Source organism: Sulfurimonas indica (assembly GCF_009192995.1).
In the GTDB taxonomy this organism is placed as follows: domain Bacteria; phylum Campylobacterota; class Campylobacteria; order Campylobacterales; family Sulfurimonadaceae; genus Sulfurimonas; species Sulfurimonas indica.
This window is the reverse complement of sequence record NZ_SDID01000015.1, coordinates 22,305-39,838: the sequence shown is the minus strand read 5'-3', so window position 1 is coordinate 39,838 and position 17,534 is coordinate 22,305. Positions and strand designations below refer to the sequence as shown.

The following is a 17,534-nucleotide window of genomic DNA, read 5'->3' as shown; positions in this document are numbered from 1 at the left end:
TTAGTAATAAAAACTTGCTCATAGAGCCAACCCCATACAGGGACAAGACATACCATGTCAAATCCCTGTAGGGATTGGTATGTCTTTTTTAACCTATAAAGGACAAATTATGACAGAAATAATAGTAACAGGTGAAGAAGTAACAACAGCGGTTTTGGAAGAGCTTAGAATTGATGAATATAATTCAGTAAGAGTTTTTGATAGAGACCGCGAGGTGATGCTTCACGATTTAAAAGTAGTTATCTATAACGAAGATGAAGATGAAGATTTGGAAAAATTTGAATGTGAAGATTGCGGATGCTACTTTATGGTTGAGGATAGAGATAGTTTTGAATGCCCAAATTGTCAAACAGATAACAATTCATTGAAAGAAGTTGCACTACAAGAGGTAACAGCCAGTAGAACTTTACATGGTTTAGAAAATGGATTGGCGTATTATAACTATGAAGGCGTTCACTTTAGAGTCTTTAAAAGCTTTAAGGATGGAGAATTATGGTTAGATACGGGTGATGACGATTATGTTATTGCTGAGTTTGACTGCGAGGATGCACTGGAAAACTATCTCATAAATAAAACAAAGGCATATGAAATAAAAGCCGGCAATAGAACATATTTTGTCAAAGAATATAAAGCTGGTGAGTTTGGGATATATGATGAAAAGGATAAGCTTCAGGCTGATTGTTTTGAGAGTATTGAACATGCCCAAGAGTGGTTTGATAAAGAAATAAAAATCAATAAAAAGCTCAAAGTTTTAAATGATGCAATTTTTGCAACACTTGATAACGATGATGCAATGATTGATATTAGGCCATGTGTCTATTGTAAAGAAAATAATTCTACCCATTTTTTGTGTGATTCTTGCGGAGCGGGAATGTGTGATGATTGTTACGATTCCCACAAAGAACATACAGAACATTATCATGTACCACTAGAGGAGTGCGAGGGCAAACATATAGACTTGATTAAGAAAGTTTGTAATTGTGATGATCCTCAATACATATGTGAAACATGTATGAAAAAAGCACTCTCTTTAACACCGGAAGATTTTGCAAAAGAGGCGAATAAAATCCTCGAAGGAACAAACCTCAGAGCTGTAATTATTGAAACATCCGAACTTTACGGTGAAGATGGTGATGTGGATGAATATGATCCATACTATATGCAGCCAATGTACGAAGGGTATCTTGAGGACATAACAAATGAAGAGGAGATTGATAATGCAAGAACAGGAAGATATTGTTCTCTAGAATCAGTTTCAAAAGAACTCGAAGGTTTTGCACAAGACAGAAAAATCGGTTTCATCGCAAATGAGAGCAAAAAGCTTACAGGCACTCGATGGAAAGATAAAGAAAGTCTTGAAAACCATTTAAAAGAGTTATTTAAAATAGATCCTATTTTAGATGATGTGGACGAAAGCGGACTGGTAAGTGATTATGCATTTATTGGCTCTATCTTTCAAGACTATGGATATCTTGATATCTATTATCTTAAAATCCCGTTTAATAAAGCAGGTAGAGAAGAAACGATATATATAACTGAAGTAAATGTATCGTTTGAATAAAATAGTTAGTCATTAAGACTCAAATCCACAAGGGAGTAAATTCTATCTCCCTTGGGGGATAGGTCTGCTTTCTTTTTGACAATAAGGAAATAAAAATGTACGAACTAGACAATATATTAGAACTTCAACGAGAGTTAAACATATGGGAAATGGAAGAGGCGTTTGCCGAAATCAATTCGATCTATATAGAAAACTGCGAAAATGTAGTTGCGGCTCAATTTGGAGGCAATTAAATGAATAATGTTGTAGCACAAAAAACTGAAATTAAATTCAGCATCGTTTTTAGTGTATACGCACTAATAAAATTTTACCTCAGAGGACTAAATAGCGTAAGTTATGCACATCCTCTTGCAGGCAAGCTGCAGCAAGCAAAAATTGGAGAGCGAATCGCTCTTGAAGTGCACGATCCGGAAGCCGGTTCATATACAGTTGTTGCTGTTAGAAAATCTCCAACAAAAGCCATTATTATCACTGGCTGGAGAAATGACACAGACAATAATATTATTCCAATGGCAAAAGAGCTTATTGAAATACTTTATAAAGTAATTTTCGGTAATGGATTGAGCTCATGGGACATTAAAAAGGAGAAGAAGAGATGGCTTTCCAAAAAGATAGCCGAGACTTAGACTCAGAAAGAATCTTTTTTGAGGATTTGAGTCCAGAAGCACAAAAAAAAGCTTTAGCTTTAAAAGGTATCACTGATTACAGAGATGCAAATTGGGACATTATGCCAATGGTATATTATTATGAACCAATCAGTAATCTTTCTCAATCAGAGATAGACGATGAAGCTTTATACTTTTTAAAAAATGTTGTATAATGGTATTAAAAAGAGGAGTTAAAAAATGACTGTAAAAAATACCTACGAAAAAGTATCTTTTAATCTTCCGACTAATCTAAAAAAAGAAGTTAGCAAATTAAAAGATGAATTAAAAGTTTCTCTTAATTCAATATACAAAACAGCGATTGAAGAGTATGTTGAAAAACAAGAATTAGCAAAATGGGAAAAGGGTGCAAAATTGGCCTCTAAAAACAAAAAGTATTTGGCTTTATGTGATGAACTTGGAGAAACTGGAGGGGAGTTGTATGAATATTAAACAAGGCGATATATGGATGATTAATTTTAATCCCAGTATAGGCAGTGAAATTCAAAAAGAACGACCAGCTGTAGTTATCAATAGCGATAGCATTGGACGATTTGGATTGAGCATTGTTGTGCCCATTACGGAGTGGAAAGATTTCTTTGAAGATTTTCCATGGATAATAAAAATTCAAAATTCCCCTCAAAATGGATTATCAAAGCTCTCTGCTATAGAATGCTTCCAAATAAAAAACTTTTCTCAAAAGAGATTTGTAAAAAAAATTGGAAGTATTGACAACGAGATGCTTGAAAATATCCATACAAAAGTGCTAAAAACACTCAACCCTACCTATAAAATAGCTTAAGTTTAACTTCCATATAGGGAGTTTCAATCATGTATACACATGAGCCTGAAATTCCCACTATGGGATTTTAGTGCTTTGTGTATTAAAATCCATAGGAGAATAATATGGGAGTTTTACAAACTATAAAAAAACTAAAAGAAGACTTTGAATGGTACCCGACAACGCGCGAAATTATTGAAGCAATGTATTGGGACCTACTTGGGGATAAAGTCGGCGAAGAAAAATATCGTGCCAGCGGCAAAAGATACACAATGCTTGATATTGGTGCCGGAAATGGTAAAGTATTTGATACCATTAAAAAGATTGCCCAAGAGCAACCGCTTCTTGGCGAATACTATTACCACGATATTAAAAAAGAGAGCAAATCATGGAGAGACGAGAACGAGAGATACGCTAATCGTGTGTTTATTACCAAATACATGGTCATTGAAAAATCTCAGATTTTAGTCGATATGATGCCAAAAGAAACACTTGTTGTCGGTATGGATTTTGAGCAGAATACTCTGATTGACAAGCAAGCAGATGTAGTGTTTTGTAATCCGCCGTACTCTCAGTATGAACAATGGGCAACAAGAATCATACGCGAAGCAAATGCAAAATATATCTATCTTGTTATTCCACAGAGATGGGGAAAGCACAAAGGTATAGCACAGGCGCTTAAAGATCGTAAGGCAAAAGTGAAAATCATTGGTAACTTTGATTTTTTAAATGCTGAGGATCGTAAGGCTAGGGCATATGTTTCGCTTGTAAAAGTAGAACTCAACTATATGAAATATGATAAAAGCAGATACCATCGAGGCGATTCTAAAGTTGCCGTTGATCCATTTGATTTATGGTTTGAGCAGACATTTAGAATTAAAGCACAGGAGAAGGAAGATGATTATTTTTCTTCCGTTGGCAGAGCAGAAAAAAAAGAGAGAGAGTTTCAAAAAAGAGTAGAGAATGAACTTGTATCAGGGAGAGACCTGGTCTCTGTACTGGTCCAGCTTTATAATCAAGAGATGGAAAAACTTATAGGTAACTATATGAAGCTTTCCGAACTTGATGAAGAACTTTTTGCGGAACTCAATATAAAGTTGAACGAGGTAAAAGAGTCATTTAAACTCAAAATACAAGGACTCAAAAACTTATATTGGGAAGAGATCTTTAATAATCTCACAGAGATTACAAAAAGATTGACTCGCTCAACAAGAGACAAACTCAAAAACAAATTAATGGCAAATGCAAGTATTGATTTTAATGAGAGTAACATTCGATCTGTTGTTATCTGGGTACTTAAAAATGCAAACCATTACTATGAAGAGCAAATGCTTGAGCTTTATGACACATTCACGACAGAGGAGGGGATAAGACTTTACAAGTCAAATCAGCATTTTGTGAAGGATACTTTTCGTTACAACAAGCGAGATAAAAAACTTGACAAATATGCACTTGATTACAGAGTCATTCTCCATTACTATGTGGATGACTGGGATAAAAGAGAAGGCAGAGTGGCTGACAAACAGTATGAAAACATCAGAGATGTTTCTGTAATTGGAAGAAACCTTGGTTTTGCAGTAAATGACGAAGAATTTCAAAATTCAAACAAATACAACGGAAAGTTGCAATATGGAGTGAAGTCCAATATCTTTTTTGCCGTTGCAAACAGAATTCTTCCAAAAGGCACCAAAACGCTTGATGGAAAAATCAAAGAAGTATATGTGCATACAAACAAGCCAAATGAAAACGGTGAGCGTGTAATGGAAAAAGATGGTGTGCTTTATGTTTATAGTGATAAAAACAAAACTGATTGGGTTCAATATAAAATCGGTGATGCATACTTCCATGAAAATACAATACTTCTAGAGAGTGATATTTTCACAACGGTAAAACCACACAAAAACGGAAACTGCCATTTTCAGTTCAATAAAAAGTTTATGCAAAAACTAAACTTGGAAGTTGGGCGCATCAGAGGATGGTTAAAGGATCCAAAACACGCTTCAGAGGAGATGGATATAAGTATTGAGGATGCAACAGAGTATTGGAAAAGCAGTTTTACACTACTTCCTGAAAATATTCAAAATTTGCTTCCAAATATGAACATAAACATATCTGCTGAAGATGAGAATGAAAAAAACCCTGTAATAGACAACAGCGAATCTGAAATCAAAGCCAAAGATGACGAAGTTAAAAAAGAGGAGATGGAGACATCAAATCTTTATGACGAAAATCAGCTAGAGGTTTTTAAGAATGGCACGCTGTTTGATGTTGCATAAAGGAGAAAAGATGTTTTTAGGAAAAACACAAAAAGAAGAGATCATAATGGAACTGAAAATTATTGGGGACGAAGCTTCAGTCGGTACGATTGAGGAAATTGAAAAATATGGTGTAGATGCAGAATGCTTATTGTTTACAGATGTGGACAATCAGCAGGTAGCTATCAAAATCACAGAAGATATTTGGATCTATTCTCAGCAAGATAAGTTCTTTTATGATTGGCATGAGGATAGTGAGCGAGATGCAAGAGAATATAAAACAGAAACTATCAACCTTGCTGATTATTCAGTAAGTGAAGTAGAAAACAATGTGAAATATTTTTATGACTCGTTAGAAAAAATGAAAAAAGAATGCAAGCAAGATTGGAAACAAATTGCCTGTGAATGTATATTTGAAAACTAAGGAGATTAAAATGCAAGCAGAAATTAGATTTTTACAACCGGGTTTAGTAAAAGCAGAGGCGCCAAAAGGATTTGAAGATTGGACGCCTTCACAAAAAGAAAAGTGGGCACATAAAGTTCTAATAGACCTTAAGGAGGAGAAAGGAGATATTGCATTGCTTGAAGCGATGGCATATCTGGTAAATCCGACTGAAACCGGCGAGTATTTTGATGAAGCTCCGCAGGTTGCAGCAATTGAAGCAGATTGTGGCGACACAATATTGTTTGAAACTGCAGAATGGAAGGCATTTAAACTACCAAATGACAAAAAATATCTGGTATTTACCAGCTACCATTCTGCAGGCGGTCAAACAAATTTCATTGCAAACGGAATGAAAGAAGTTTCTAGATTAGTCTACGCATCTTTTAAAGGAGAAGAAATATCTTCAAAACTAGAAAGTGAAATAGAATGGTTTATAAGCGAAGTAAACGACCTGAAAGCAATAAATGATGACATGTGGAATGAATTTAGTAATGACACATGGATTACTGTAACACTTGCAGAAAAGTAATTATCCCTCCGATGGGATATAAAGGATAAAAAAATGACTGACTTTATAAGAAATTTAATGTTAGAAGAGTATGCAAAAAAAGATTTTAAAGATTTTTCAAAAGAAGGCCTTCAATGGTTTTTGACAAATTACAATCTTACTCCAGAAATGAAGTTAAAAATCGAAAAAGCGCTCATTACATTAAAAAATTAAAGTTAAATATCTTTTACTCAACTCTAAAATAAGTTTAGCTCCAAAGGGAGTTTAGTTTTAATCGACTAGATTTCCCTTTGGGGATTTCTATGTCTAAAAAGTCATGGAGACTTATTATGAAAACAATAAAAGTAAAAAAAATGTCAAGCTTCGCCGCTAACTATATAGCTGATTTAATTGCTGCAGGAATTGTGGTAAGAATTATAATAGGAGAAGCATAATGTATTGCTGCACAGTAAAAAAAGAGACCGCAACAAATAAATATCTTGAAACATTAGAAAATAATTTTGATGAGGTCCTAATAACAAAAAAAGAGAAGTATCAACTCCTTACTATTAGAGACAAAGCAAATAAAACAAACTATGATTGGATTGTATGGCTTCAGTTAAAAGTAGCTTATGACAAAACAAACAGTTGCATGAAAACATCCGATGAAAAACTTGAAGGTGTTTTAAAGGCGCTTTGTGACTGGTGGCCACTTCTTAAAAATCCAAATGATTCAAAACCAAAACAACTTAGCTTGTTTGGAGATGATGAGGAGTTTGAGGAAGAAGAACCACCGGCTCCAACAGGAGGAGAAGACAACAGATGGGCAAAGTATTATCGCGAATGTGACCGCATAAGAAAAGCAAACATTTTAAAGAAATACAGCTTTTTTGAGGTGTTTCATGATGTAGGCGAATGGTGGCACTATGACGATACAGACTTTTCCCACATGCTCCCAAAAACACAGGAAGAGATGAAAGCTCTTATTAAAGAGTTTATATCCGGTGAAATAAAGAGCAAGATACTCCAATACAATAAGATCGAAAAAGAAAAAGGGTGTTTAAAAGATATTCCTTTATCTGACTATGAGCTTTACCAAAGAACAGTCAGATGGCTTAGTTTTGATCTTGTTCCATTCCGGAAATATGCCAATATTAGCATAGATAACGGCTATCATGTTCATGAATACGAAGAGAGATATTTTCATAAATTTCACTTTAGAGGTGGAAAGATTGAGGGCAGCTCCTGGGACAATAAGAGATATGGTCGTTTCGATTTAAGAAAAGACAAGGAGTTTATCTCCTGGCTTAGAGAGTTCTATGCTGCACCATATAAAGAGTCACTGAGTGATATCGAAGTTCTAAAAAAGAACATTGATGTTTTCTTTTGCTCAACACTATGGCATAAAGCAGATGAATATCAATGGCAAGAGAGAATTAATCGTTTTGAGAATTGGAAACAGTTCAAGAGCGATCTAAATTCTTTTTTAAAAGAAAACAATATCGACGGCAGCAATGGTGGTGGTAGTGGATATTCAGTTGACGGTTACGATGCATGGTACAACAAGTGGAAAAAGGGAAACATTAAAATTTCTCAAGACAAAGAGTATCGAGCAGAGCTTGGCCGACAAACAGAAGAACTTGAGATTGATGACTATGACAGAGTTGTAGTATTTGATATCTCAGGCGATGAGATTTACAAAAAAGCATATGAGCTGTTTTACACAAGTAAAACTCCGTCATTGTTTGATCTTGTAGCATAGGAGAGTTTATGATAAATCTATATCATGTGAGCAATCCAATATTTAGAAAAAAAATTCTTAGAGAAGGATTGTTGCCAAAAGTAGGGGATTCATATATCGCTCACTATGAAGAAAAAAATATAGGACCGGTAATTTTTGTTTCAACTCAAAACGATTACGACTCTACATACGATGATGACAGATATCTTATATCTTTGTCTGATGAAGAGTTTAAAGTTCTAGAGTTTAAGATAGACAATGAAGTTCAAAACGGACTTTACACCAGACATCCCATAGCAAAAGAGAAGCTCGAACTTGTCCATAGTGGTACAGGCAAGAGTCTTTTTTAAAAAAAGCAATCCAAATATCCCGTATTGTATGGGGGTAAAAAATAATTTACTTCCCATGCAATCACAGCAATAGCTATGGGGAAGTTTCGAGGACTTAAAAATGGAAATTATATTAATAAAAATAATTGGCGGTTTTTTCCTTCTTATATTCTTATTGCTATTAAGTGAACTCGGATTGCTAAAAAAATGGTATGAAGAGATATACACACACCCAGAATCAACAAAAGTTAAGATATTTTTTGCTGAATTAACAGCGGATATATTTTATGTTATTGGAGGTTCTGCAGTGGCATCCACAGTGTTTATGTTGATAACGACTAAAAGCTTTAGTGTTCCGGCGTTTACATTTGGATTGGCATTCGCTATAATAGGTAAATATTTAAAAGAAAAATAGAAAGGATACGATATGGAAACTTATGAGATTATTGCTGTTGTTGCACTGTTTATCGGCGTAGCACTGTCAATTGGTAAGTACCAACATCTACACCGCAAGAATTAAACAACTTTTGTAAATAAAATCCCCGATAAATACTTATTAGAGTAAAAATCTTAATACTGGTTTAGTCCAGAGGGTATTTTATTGCAAAATTTCTACTTATAGTTGCTATCCAGTAGCTCACAAACCCTATGCGGGAAGACACATCAAATGTCACCCGCAAGGGTTGATGTGTGCGATTTTCTTGAAGGAGAAATTATGACAACTTTTAATATAAAAATGGATTTTCACGGAAGCTACGACGCGGCAATTACAATGTTGACAATTACAAAAGAGCAATATGAGCTTATTAAAAAAGCGCAAAAAGATGTCTCAAACTCTAAAATAATTGACGAGGCAATATTGGGCTCAAATGTTATGTCGCATGAAGACTTGCGTGAATATGATGGAAAAAAAGATATTTCAGATATTACACTGTCTAATCTGCAGGCATTCGAGTTTAAATTAGAAGAAATGGAAGTCAAATTGTATAAAAATGAGCTTCACGCATATTTTAAATATAGCGATGATGACGATACATTATATGCAGCGAAATCTATTTCAATCAAAGAGCTTGACAACTTTTTCAATCCGGAAAACTCCGAGCTTGTTGAAAAAGACAGTAATACATATTACTGTGAAATTTGCTGTATGGAAACTACATTTGATGAACAAGATAATTGCGAAGTGTGTGGAAACCATCGAGGCTCAGAAATGAGTGAAAAAGACGAGGAGAATCAAAACCTTGCCTTTGAAAACAAAATGATGGCAGAAGCACTATCAACTCTTGGGTTTTCTCAAGAAGAGATAAGCAATATCTGTGCAGGTTCATTAAAAATACAAAAACCACTCCTTAGAGTTATGCAACTCAACAAAGATGAATGTATCAGTGATGATGTATTTCATGAGTTGGTTGAGGAATCTGGTGCATCATTGCACAGAGAAGGTACTGCTGATGAGTATGCAATAATAAAAGTATTAGCAAACGAAGTCATTTAATACACATTAGTGGTGTTAAAATACTTCGCATTGTCAAAAAGTCGCTCATAAGAGCCAATCCCACCAGGGACAAGACATACCATGTCAAATCCCTGTGGGGGGATTGGTATGTCTTTTTTATTCTCATAAAGGAGACATTGTGACAATAGTAAATTTAAAAACAAACGGAAAAACCTTCAACGCTTCTAATTTTGATACAAATTTTGACATTCTTGAAGCTTTAGCAGTCAAAAATAATGATGTTCTATCAATAAGATATGACTGCAAGACAAAAGAAGCAAGTTTGGAGATATTATCTAATCCAGAAAATGCAAATGATGATTTTTTGGATTTTGTCAACAGTTTTGAAGATAACTATAATCCAACAGAGTATCTCATTGATCAATACCAAAAATATCTATACCCTTTTTATAACGGGGATATTATGGAAGATGAGCTTGTTGAGTATATTGTATATAGAGATACAGATCAAACAATTTGTCTGCTGGACAAGGATAAGATAGAAATAAAAACATCAGAAGATACAGGAATCATTATTGATAAATTCAAAAATGATAAGTTGATAGATACACAAACTATATTTTTTGATGATTACGAACAATTTCCAAGATTTGTTATTAAGGTCTGGGAAACAGAAGAACTAAGAGATATCGGCGAAAGCATTGAGGTTGAATGCCACTACACTTTTGTTAGTGCAAAAGCTGCCGCTGAAACTATCTGGAACAAAAACAGTTATGCTTGCGTAGAAGTGCAAGACGAAATAAATTGCTACGAAACAATGTTGCATTTCTCGTAACAATTTTCCGTAAACAAATCTAAATAAAATAGTCGCTCATAAAGAGCTAATCCCAAACGGGGTAGAGACACACAAGTCATTTACCCCAAAGGGGTTGGTGTGTCTCTTTTGTATATCAGAGGAGATAATTTATGAAAACTTATTTAGTGCCATTTGAGGCAGAAGAAACAGTATGGAATAGTTGTGTTGCAAAAGTAGAAGCAGCTTCAAAAGAAGAGGCTTTTGCCAAAGTGCAAAATTCAATAGAAAGCGGAAATCCGTTTCGTGATTTCAATGCAGATTGGGATGGTGCAAACACAGCAACTTCTGAAGTTGTTGAAACCACAAGATATTGCATTGGCGATGAGTACAATTGCACAGTTGAAGATGTAAAAGAAGTCAATGAGTTGGAAGTAGAATTAACTTTTAGCGCGTTCGATCTTCTTAGACTCGAAAAAGATGCAATATATTCAGCTGTCGAACAACAGCTTGATGGTGTTGAAGTTTTAGATATGGAAATTATTCCAAGCAAAATATCCGGTACAGAAGTAACATACAGATGTATTCCAACGGATTACAAATTAGAGTTTCAAGTGCGTGCGTACTTTATGGATATGGATGAAGATCCAACAACGCCATATGAAGAGGAGACATACCAAATTCATTGCAAAACTGAAGCAGAAGCTTTGGTTGCTGCTAGAGATTTGGCATATGGCTCCGAAACAGCTTCAGGTGTTAATGTAAGCGTCGAAACCGAAATAGAGTAAAAAAGGCATTAGCCACAAAAGAGAGAGAAAATTTCTATAGTGGCTAATGCCATTATAGTATCCCTCGTTTTGTGGCTTTCGTAACGAAAATCAAAAAAAACAAAACAAGGAAAATATTATGACAAACGAAACAAAAACAATAGCAGCAGAACTACTAGGTGCAGAAATTGCAGACACAATAGAGATTAAAGATGTTCACTTTAGAGCAACTTATAACTACTGGAACGAGTATGACAATGCTGAAATTTGCAGCAATATCGTAATTAGTGCAAAAAAAGAAGATTTATCTTTTTATATTGTATTTTATTACGGTATAGGTCGCAAACAAAACGAAACCGAAAGCCGTATCTGGTTGATATCTGAGCAAGAGAGAGAATCCATTTCTATGGAAGCAATGCTCTCTCCGGCAATGTATCATCACAATCAAACTCTATCTGAAGAATTGGATTCTATTCGCTACGAATTGGATAAAAGATTTTTCAGCGATGATGAAGGTATTCAAAACGATGATCCTTTATTTATTGAGGATTATGCAGGAATGCTTGAGAATGCGGCGTTTATTAAAATCAACATGAAAATTAATAAGCAAAATCCTACAAAGGCAGATGTTGAAAAACTTCAGGGAAAACTAGAAGAGGTTAAAGAATTGCTGGATGAAAAAATAGCAGAAAATAATCTTAATGTTGTTTTAAACAGTCCATTGACTCCTCTTTTTGCAAAGTCTTTTTTACATGATAATAAAATCACTGCAATTAGACGAAATCAGGTAGTGGAGTCACCAGACTACACACCAGTAAAAGGAAACGTAATTGAGCTTATCTCCGAAGATAAAGATTTTGAGCCAATTGTTTATGAAATAGATGATGGTTTTATGAATCTTTACGGAGAGGGGATTTGCTCATATGAGGATTTTTCAGCCATAGAAAATATTGACATCAATGAAGCTGAAGCAATTTTTGATCTGTTTGACGAAAGTTTCAACAGAGACGGAGAGTTTCAGGTTAGAAAAATCACTATGCAACAATTAAAAAAAGACGAAAATGTTTTAAAAAACATATATTCGACTTGCTCTGAAGTTTGCGAAGGTGAGTTTGCCGACTATCTTTATGACAATATGGATGAGATGTTTGCGCAGCCGCATAATATAGCTTTAATTACAAAGGCTATTCAGGATTTTAGATCTTGGGGTGCTGCAGAAGATGACGAGGAAGTGTTTGCCGAAATCAGCTATGTGCAAGATGTTACGGTTACTGACATCAATTGGGATAGTGGTAAAAAGAAACTTCCAAACTCGCTAGACATCAGCGTTCCAATGCGAATTTTTGAAAACGAAGATCCAAAAGATTACGATCAAATCGCAAGTGATTATATTGGCAATTTAATATCTGATCGCTACGGATTCCTTCATGAAGGGTTCTCAGATACATTCGATAAAAATATGCATTTTATCAATGAATTTCATGATTATATGTATGCTGATGGCAAATTAGTCGAAGCTGGTGTAAGAATTGGTATTGAGAAAGATAAAAATCTACTCTTAGATAAAGGTATTTTCTATGCACATTTGCCTAGAAATATTTTTCTTTCCAAAGAAAAAACTGAAGAGTGTTCAAATTGCAAGAAAAGTATAGCACCAGAAGATGAGGCATATACTAACTTCTCTAACGGGAAAACACTATGTGATTCTTGCTCTGTTATGTGTGAGTCTTGTGGAAATTATTTTCATGAAGATGGCGGAAACAGGGATGGTGAAAATATTTTTTGCTGCTACGGTTGTTTGCAAAACAATCAAGACACTTTAAGATTAATCCAGCTTAAAGATGATGAAGGAGAGATATTGCTGGCAAGCACTAGCTTGACTTCAGATGAAATTATAAAAGCTGTTTTTGATGAAAGTGATAACACAATGGACTACGAAGAGAAGCTAAATGCTTATGCAAAAGCTAATTCTAAAGTATTTAAGCGTGTTTATGCTGAATTGGAGATAATATAATAATCACCCAAGTTGGGGAAAGCATTTGATTGCACTTCCCCAACAGGGTGAAGCATGCCATTGTTTTCCCTTAACAAATTATTTTTAAATAAAAAAACAAGGAAAACACAATGAAAAAAATTACTACAAACACAAAAACACTTTCAAATGCAGTTGCAATTGCTAATACATATACATCTAAAGATGGTGATTATGCAGGAGCTATTACTTTTGTTGGAAACGACGGGATGATTGAAGTTAAAGCAACAGACAATATGCAAACTATTATCTTTAAAAATATTAGCTTTGTGTCTGCGGATTTAACAGATAACAGCTTCGATGCAATTACACTTGATGGCAAAAAGCTTGCTACTGTATTGAAGGTAACAAAAAGTGATGAGGTAATTATAGAACTACACGAAGATCACATTGTTGTCAAAAGCAGCAGAAGTCGTGTGAAAATAAGTACACAGGCAAAAGCACAAGAGATTGAAATAGAAAAAGGATATGGAAAAACGCTAGAAATTGGCAACTCTATAAAATCTATTCATTATTTAGTGCATGCCATAGATACGAATAATCCAAAGTTTGAACTGAACGGATTGTTTATAAATGTAAAAAAAGGCAATGTTGATATGGTGGCAACAGATTCAAAAAGACTCGCAGTAGTTTCAAGTGAAACTTCTATGGAGGATATGCATCTGATTTTGCCTCGTCAAACAGTATTGACAATAGACAAACTCTTTAGTGATGTGGATATTGAAACGGAGGCAGATGATGTATTATTTTCAATACACTCTCCTTTTATAAGCTACTCCACAAAACTTATTAATGGTAAGTACCCAGAGTACAAAAGAATTTTACCAACAAGCTTTTCACAAACAGTGATGCTTAATGTAAAAGAGTTTAAAGAAACAGTAGAAGAGGCCTCAATGTTTGAGTCTGATATTTTAATTACTATCAAAAATCAAGCATTGGCTGCTTCTGATATTAGCAAAAACACAAATGTGCAAATGCAAAAAGATGAATCTATGTATATTCATACAGATTTGCAATTTGCAATTTACGCAAAATACATCTTAGATGTTCTTGCATCTTGCGATTCTGAAGAGATTCAACTCTGTTTTAATGACAGTAATATTCCAATTGCCTTAAAAACAGGGGAATTTCAAGAAGTTATAATGCCGATTGCACTTCCTGATGTGGAAGAAAATGAATCTAGTGATTCAAGAGAGGCAGCGTAATGACAAAGAAAGAAGCAAAAAAAATTGCAAGAGATATCGCGGGAGTAAAAATGCTCTCAGATGTAAAAGCATTGTATGTTTTATATGTAATGCAGGAGAAAAAAAGTTCTCTAAATCTTGATGATGCTATTGAGTGTTTGGAAAAATACTTATTCGGTGGAAGCAAAAGCGACGATCTCATTATTTTTATGAGAGATGAGAATAACAATATTGTCGAATCCGTAAAATGCACAAAAGAAGAGAGCTTCAGACAGCCATACCGTGCTTTAATTGACCAATGGGAAGCCAATCAACTAAAATCATTAATATATGACATGATTGAAAACGACCTGCTTCCATGGGAACAAGAACTGAAGCATATGGCTTTAAAAAGTAAGGTATAAAAGGAAATGTTTATGAAAAATGCAGCTTTCACATTAAAAAAAGTAGGAGAAGATGATTACTCTCTTTGGATGACCACATCTCCAGAAAATAGAGATTCCGGAATTTCCATACGGGGAACAAAAAAAGAACTTCTGGATGATATACCAGTAGATCTTGATATTCTTTTCTATATGGCGGATACTGAAAATCCAAAGGATGCTCTAAAGCATGTTGAACTAGGAAAAAGCATAATTGAAAGACTTGCGAGTTTTTTCTTTGAACTTAACTATGAAAACATAGAAGAGTATTTAAAAGCTGAAGCTGAAAGAACTGAAATAGAGTTTAATCCACCAAAAAACAAAGTGGATGCAAACTACTATGAAGATTTTATAGCAAAAGTTATTGAATATGATGCGCGTCATTATGGAAAAGATTACATCATTCAACTATTCAATGAGTTTCTAAAAGAATAGAAACTACTTAACAAAAAATTAGTTTAACTCCAAAAGGGAGTTCATAGCACGAGCAATCGTACAAGCTAGGACTCCCCTTGGGGACTCCTATGCTTTTTAGTCTGGGAGGACACAAAAAAATGAATGTAGCAAAATACATCGTATTAACAAAAGATAAAAAAGAGGTGCGTTTTTTCGCAGCAGGCATAGTGAATGAGTATGGTACTTTTACAGGTATCATACATGACTATACCGGCGGAGGAAACTATGAGGAGAAATTAGTATTTGAGGATAAATGGATTCCAGAAGTGGATTCAAACAATGAACCGTTAGAGTGGGATACGCAAGTTGAGATTTTCAATACGCTCTCATCTTTAACGGTTGATAAAATTGAAGATTCACTGGATAGATTCATTTGTTATGATACTGAAGTTTTCAACTATGTTCCTCAAAACGGAATGATGAGATACTTTGATCCTGATGGTGTACTGGTTGACAATATGTCACTTCGCACTCCTTATGGCCTGGGCAACACCTCTTTTGTAGATGGATATAAAATTGTTGATTCAATCGAATACAACATAAGCATGGAGGTCGCATAATGAAATCAGTTATGAGTTTTCCAAATAGAGGACCTTGGGGCAAAAGCAATTGGCGTGGTAACACAAGTGGTCATGTAATCCGTGAGATTATAGAACACTTTAGTCCAAAGCTGTTTGTCGATGCCTGTGAAGGGTCTGGAACTAGCGGTGATGTATGTCGAGATATGGGAGTTGAGTATGCAGGATTAGACCTTTATAAAGGTCAAGATTTTACAAAGGATTTTATCCTTGATCAACTACCACGACCTGCTGATATTGTTTTCACACATCCACCTTATGCAGATATGATTACATATTCTGGAGAGGTTTATGGAAATGAAGCAATAGCAGGAGACACATCAAGATGTCAATCACCGGAAGAATTTATCTCCAAGAGTCAAGTGATGCTAATGAACCAAAGAGAGGCTACGAGAGAGGGCGGTATTTATGCCACCTTAATTGGAGATCACAGAGGTGGCACACTCGGTCGTGGAAATTTCAGAAGTTATCAGAGTGACTTTATCCAAATGATGCCAAAAGATGAGCTTTTGAGTGTAACTATCAAGTTGCAACACAACTGCTTATCTGATAATCGTCAATATAGTGGAAGCTTTGTGCCAATTATGCATGAGTACCTTCTGCTTTGGAAAAAGAAGCAAAAATCGCTCTTTGAAATATCTTTTGATATGGCAAGCGAGATGACCAAAAGAGTTGCCACAACCTGGCGAAATGCAATACGCATAGTTATGATGAAGCTAAAAGAGGCAAGACTTTCAGACATCTACACAGAGGTTGAAAAAGTTGCAGCTAATCTTGTAGCTAATAATCCAAATTATAAAGCAAAGATACGCCAAACACTTCAAAAGCATTTTACAAATGTCGAGCGCGGTGTTTGGGCGGTAGCGTAATGAAAATCTATTTTGCATGCCCGACAGGACAAAGAAGAGATAATATTGTCAAAGACTACGGAGATAAATTTGGTGCTTGTTTAACACGAGACATTTTCAATAATGTAACTGCCAAACAAATGCCTTGGTTCTTTGATAATGGTGCTTTTTCGGATTGGAAAACAAAAAAACTTTTCGATTTTGAAAAATTCACTAAGCGTCTCTTGGAAATCGAAGGAAAAGTAAGATTTAAAATCTTACCGGATCCTGACTTTGTAGTCATTCCAGATATTGTCACAAAAGGAAATCGTTCACTTGTATACTCTAATGCTTGGATGGAATATCTCAATCACAATTTTCCATACTTCAAATACTATCTTGCAGTTCAAGATGGAATGAGTATTGAAGATGTTGAGAACTATATTCGAGAGAGAATGTATGACGGACTGTTTTTAGGTGGCACAAAATCATGGAAATATGAAAATGGAGAAAAATGGGTTCAACTCGCACACAAATATGGATTACCAATCCATTGTGGAGGAGTTGGAACAAGAAAAAATATATTGTGGGCTAAAATGGCAGGTTTTGATTCATGTGACAGTGGTGTCGCAATGATACATCCCATGCATCTCAATGATGTGCTGAATATGGATAGAGAACTGCTTTGGTCTGCATAATAAAAATCTAAAATATCCCGTATTGTATGGGGATAAAAACTTATTTCCCATACAATCAAAGCAAATAGCTTTGGGGAA

General features: G+C 34.9%; 23 protein-coding genes. All 23 read left to right on the top strand.

All coding sequences use genetic code 11. The annotated features are described in order from the left end of the window. Positions 1 to 109: 109 nt before the first annotated feature. The 23 genes from ES948_RS07975 (at position 110) to ES948_RS07875 (ending at position 17,456) form a co-directional block, all read left to right on the top strand. A complete protein-coding gene (locus ES948_RS07975; protein ID WP_152184428.1) occupies positions 110 to 1,561 on the top strand; it encodes a B-box zinc finger protein in 1,452 nt (483 codons plus the stop codon). Positions 1,562 to 1,656: 95 nt separating this feature from the next. Beyond that, a complete protein-coding gene (locus ES948_RS10870) occupies positions 1,657 to 1,794 on the top strand; it encodes a hypothetical protein (RefSeq protein WP_188109485.1) in 138 nt (45 codons plus the stop codon). Then, positions 1,795 to 2,187, top strand: a complete 393-nt coding sequence (locus ES948_RS07970) for a hypothetical protein (protein ID WP_152184427.1) — start codon at positions 1,795 to 1,797, stop codon at positions 2,185 to 2,187. It begins immediately after the preceding gene. Next, positions 2,157 to 2,381 (top strand): hypothetical protein, encoded by a 225-nt coding sequence (locus ES948_RS07965; RefSeq protein WP_152184426.1) that lies wholly within the window; start codon positions 2,157 to 2,159, stop codon positions 2,379 to 2,381. The genes ES948_RS07970 and ES948_RS07965 overlap by 31 nt, the downstream gene beginning before the upstream one ends. Positions 2,382 to 2,406: 25 nt before the next feature. Then, positions 2,407 to 2,658, top strand: a complete 252-nt coding sequence (locus ES948_RS07960) for a hypothetical protein (protein WP_152184425.1) — start codon at positions 2,407 to 2,409, stop codon at positions 2,656 to 2,658. After that, complete coding sequence (locus ES948_RS07955; RefSeq protein WP_152184424.1) at positions 2,648 to 3,007, top strand: type II toxin-antitoxin system PemK/MazF family toxin; 360 nt, start codon at positions 2,648 to 2,650, stop codon at positions 3,005 to 3,007. The genes ES948_RS07960 and ES948_RS07955 overlap by 11 nt, the downstream gene beginning before the upstream one ends. A 104-nt stretch (positions 3,008 to 3,111) precedes the next feature. Further along, a complete protein-coding gene (locus tag ES948_RS07950; protein ID WP_152184423.1) occupies positions 3,112 to 5,262 on the top strand; it encodes a DUF4942 domain-containing protein in 2,151 nt (716 codons plus the stop codon). Between the two features lie 10 nt (positions 5,263 to 5,272). Further along, on the top strand, positions 5,273 to 5,665 hold the full coding sequence (locus ES948_RS07945) for a hypothetical protein (protein ID WP_152184422.1): 393 nt from the start codon (positions 5,273 to 5,275) through the stop codon (positions 5,663 to 5,665). 10 nt (positions 5,666 to 5,675) lie between these two features. Beyond that, entirely contained in the window at positions 5,676 to 6,215 is a 540-nt protein-coding gene (locus ES948_RS07940; RefSeq protein WP_152184421.1) for a hypothetical protein, read from the top strand. Between the two features lie 33 nt (positions 6,216 to 6,248). Then, the gene (locus ES948_RS10865; RefSeq protein ID WP_188109484.1) at positions 6,249 to 6,407 is read left to right on the top strand and encodes a hypothetical protein; all 159 of its coding nucleotides are present in this window, start codon (positions 6,249 to 6,251) and stop codon (positions 6,405 to 6,407) included. A 220-nt stretch (positions 6,408 to 6,627) separates the two neighbouring features. Then, entirely contained in the window at positions 6,628 to 7,935 is a 1,308-nt protein-coding gene (locus ES948_RS07935; RefSeq protein ID WP_152184420.1) for a hypothetical protein, read from the top strand. An 8-nt stretch (positions 7,936 to 7,943) separates the two neighbouring features. Continuing rightward, complete coding sequence (locus tag ES948_RS07930; RefSeq protein WP_152184419.1) at positions 7,944 to 8,264, top strand: hypothetical protein; 321 nt, start codon at positions 7,944 to 7,946, stop codon at positions 8,262 to 8,264. A 100-nt stretch (positions 8,265 to 8,364) separates the two neighbouring features. After that, the gene (locus ES948_RS07925; RefSeq protein WP_152184418.1) at positions 8,365 to 8,658 is read left to right on the top strand and encodes a hypothetical protein; all 294 of its coding nucleotides are present in this window, start codon (positions 8,365 to 8,367) and stop codon (positions 8,656 to 8,658) included. A gap of 300 nt (positions 8,659 to 8,958) precedes the next feature. After that, positions 8,959 to 9,738, top strand: a complete 780-nt coding sequence (locus ES948_RS07920; RefSeq protein ID WP_152184417.1) for a hypothetical protein — start codon at positions 8,959 to 8,961, stop codon at positions 9,736 to 9,738. A gap of 139 nt (positions 9,739 to 9,877) precedes the next feature. After that, a complete protein-coding gene (locus ES948_RS07915; RefSeq protein ID WP_152184416.1) occupies positions 9,878 to 10,534 on the top strand; it encodes a hypothetical protein in 657 nt (218 codons plus the stop codon). 131 nt (positions 10,535 to 10,665) lie between these two features. Next, positions 10,666 to 11,280 (top strand): hypothetical protein, encoded by a 615-nt coding sequence (locus tag ES948_RS07910; RefSeq protein ID WP_152184415.1) that lies wholly within the window; start codon positions 10,666 to 10,668, stop codon positions 11,278 to 11,280. Between the two features lie 118 nt (positions 11,281 to 11,398). Continuing rightward, the gene (locus ES948_RS07905) at positions 11,399 to 13,273 is read left to right on the top strand and encodes a hypothetical protein (RefSeq protein WP_152184414.1); all 1,875 of its coding nucleotides are present in this window, start codon (positions 11,399 to 11,401) and stop codon (positions 13,271 to 13,273) included. A gap of 110 nt (positions 13,274 to 13,383) precedes the next feature. Next, entirely contained in the window at positions 13,384 to 14,496 is a 1,113-nt protein-coding gene (dnaN, locus tag ES948_RS07900) for a DNA polymerase III subunit beta (RefSeq protein ID WP_152184413.1), read from the top strand. After that, a complete protein-coding gene (locus ES948_RS07895) occupies positions 14,496 to 14,879 on the top strand; it encodes a hypothetical protein (RefSeq protein ID WP_152184412.1) in 384 nt (127 codons plus the stop codon). Before dnaN ends, ES948_RS07895 begins: the two co-directional genes overlap by 1 nt. 12 nt (positions 14,880 to 14,891) lie before the next feature. Then, positions 14,892 to 15,332, top strand: coding sequence for a hypothetical protein (locus ES948_RS07890; protein ID WP_152184411.1), 441 nt, complete (start codon positions 14,892 to 14,894; stop codon positions 15,330 to 15,332). 119 nt (positions 15,333 to 15,451) lie between these two features. Further along, the gene (locus tag ES948_RS07885) at positions 15,452 to 15,913 is read left to right on the top strand and encodes a hypothetical protein (RefSeq protein WP_152184410.1); all 462 of its coding nucleotides are present in this window, start codon (positions 15,452 to 15,454) and stop codon (positions 15,911 to 15,913) included. Then, entirely contained in the window at positions 15,913 to 16,800 is an 888-nt protein-coding gene (locus ES948_RS07880) for a hypothetical protein (protein WP_152184409.1), read from the top strand. The genes ES948_RS07885 and ES948_RS07880 overlap by 1 nt, the downstream gene beginning before the upstream one ends. Beyond that, on the top strand, positions 16,800 to 17,456 hold the full coding sequence (locus ES948_RS07875) for a hypothetical protein (RefSeq protein ID WP_152184408.1): 657 nt from the start codon (positions 16,800 to 16,802) through the stop codon (positions 17,454 to 17,456). The genes ES948_RS07880 and ES948_RS07875 overlap by 1 nt, the downstream gene beginning before the upstream one ends. The last annotated feature ends 78 nt before the right edge of the window (positions 17,457 to 17,534 follow it).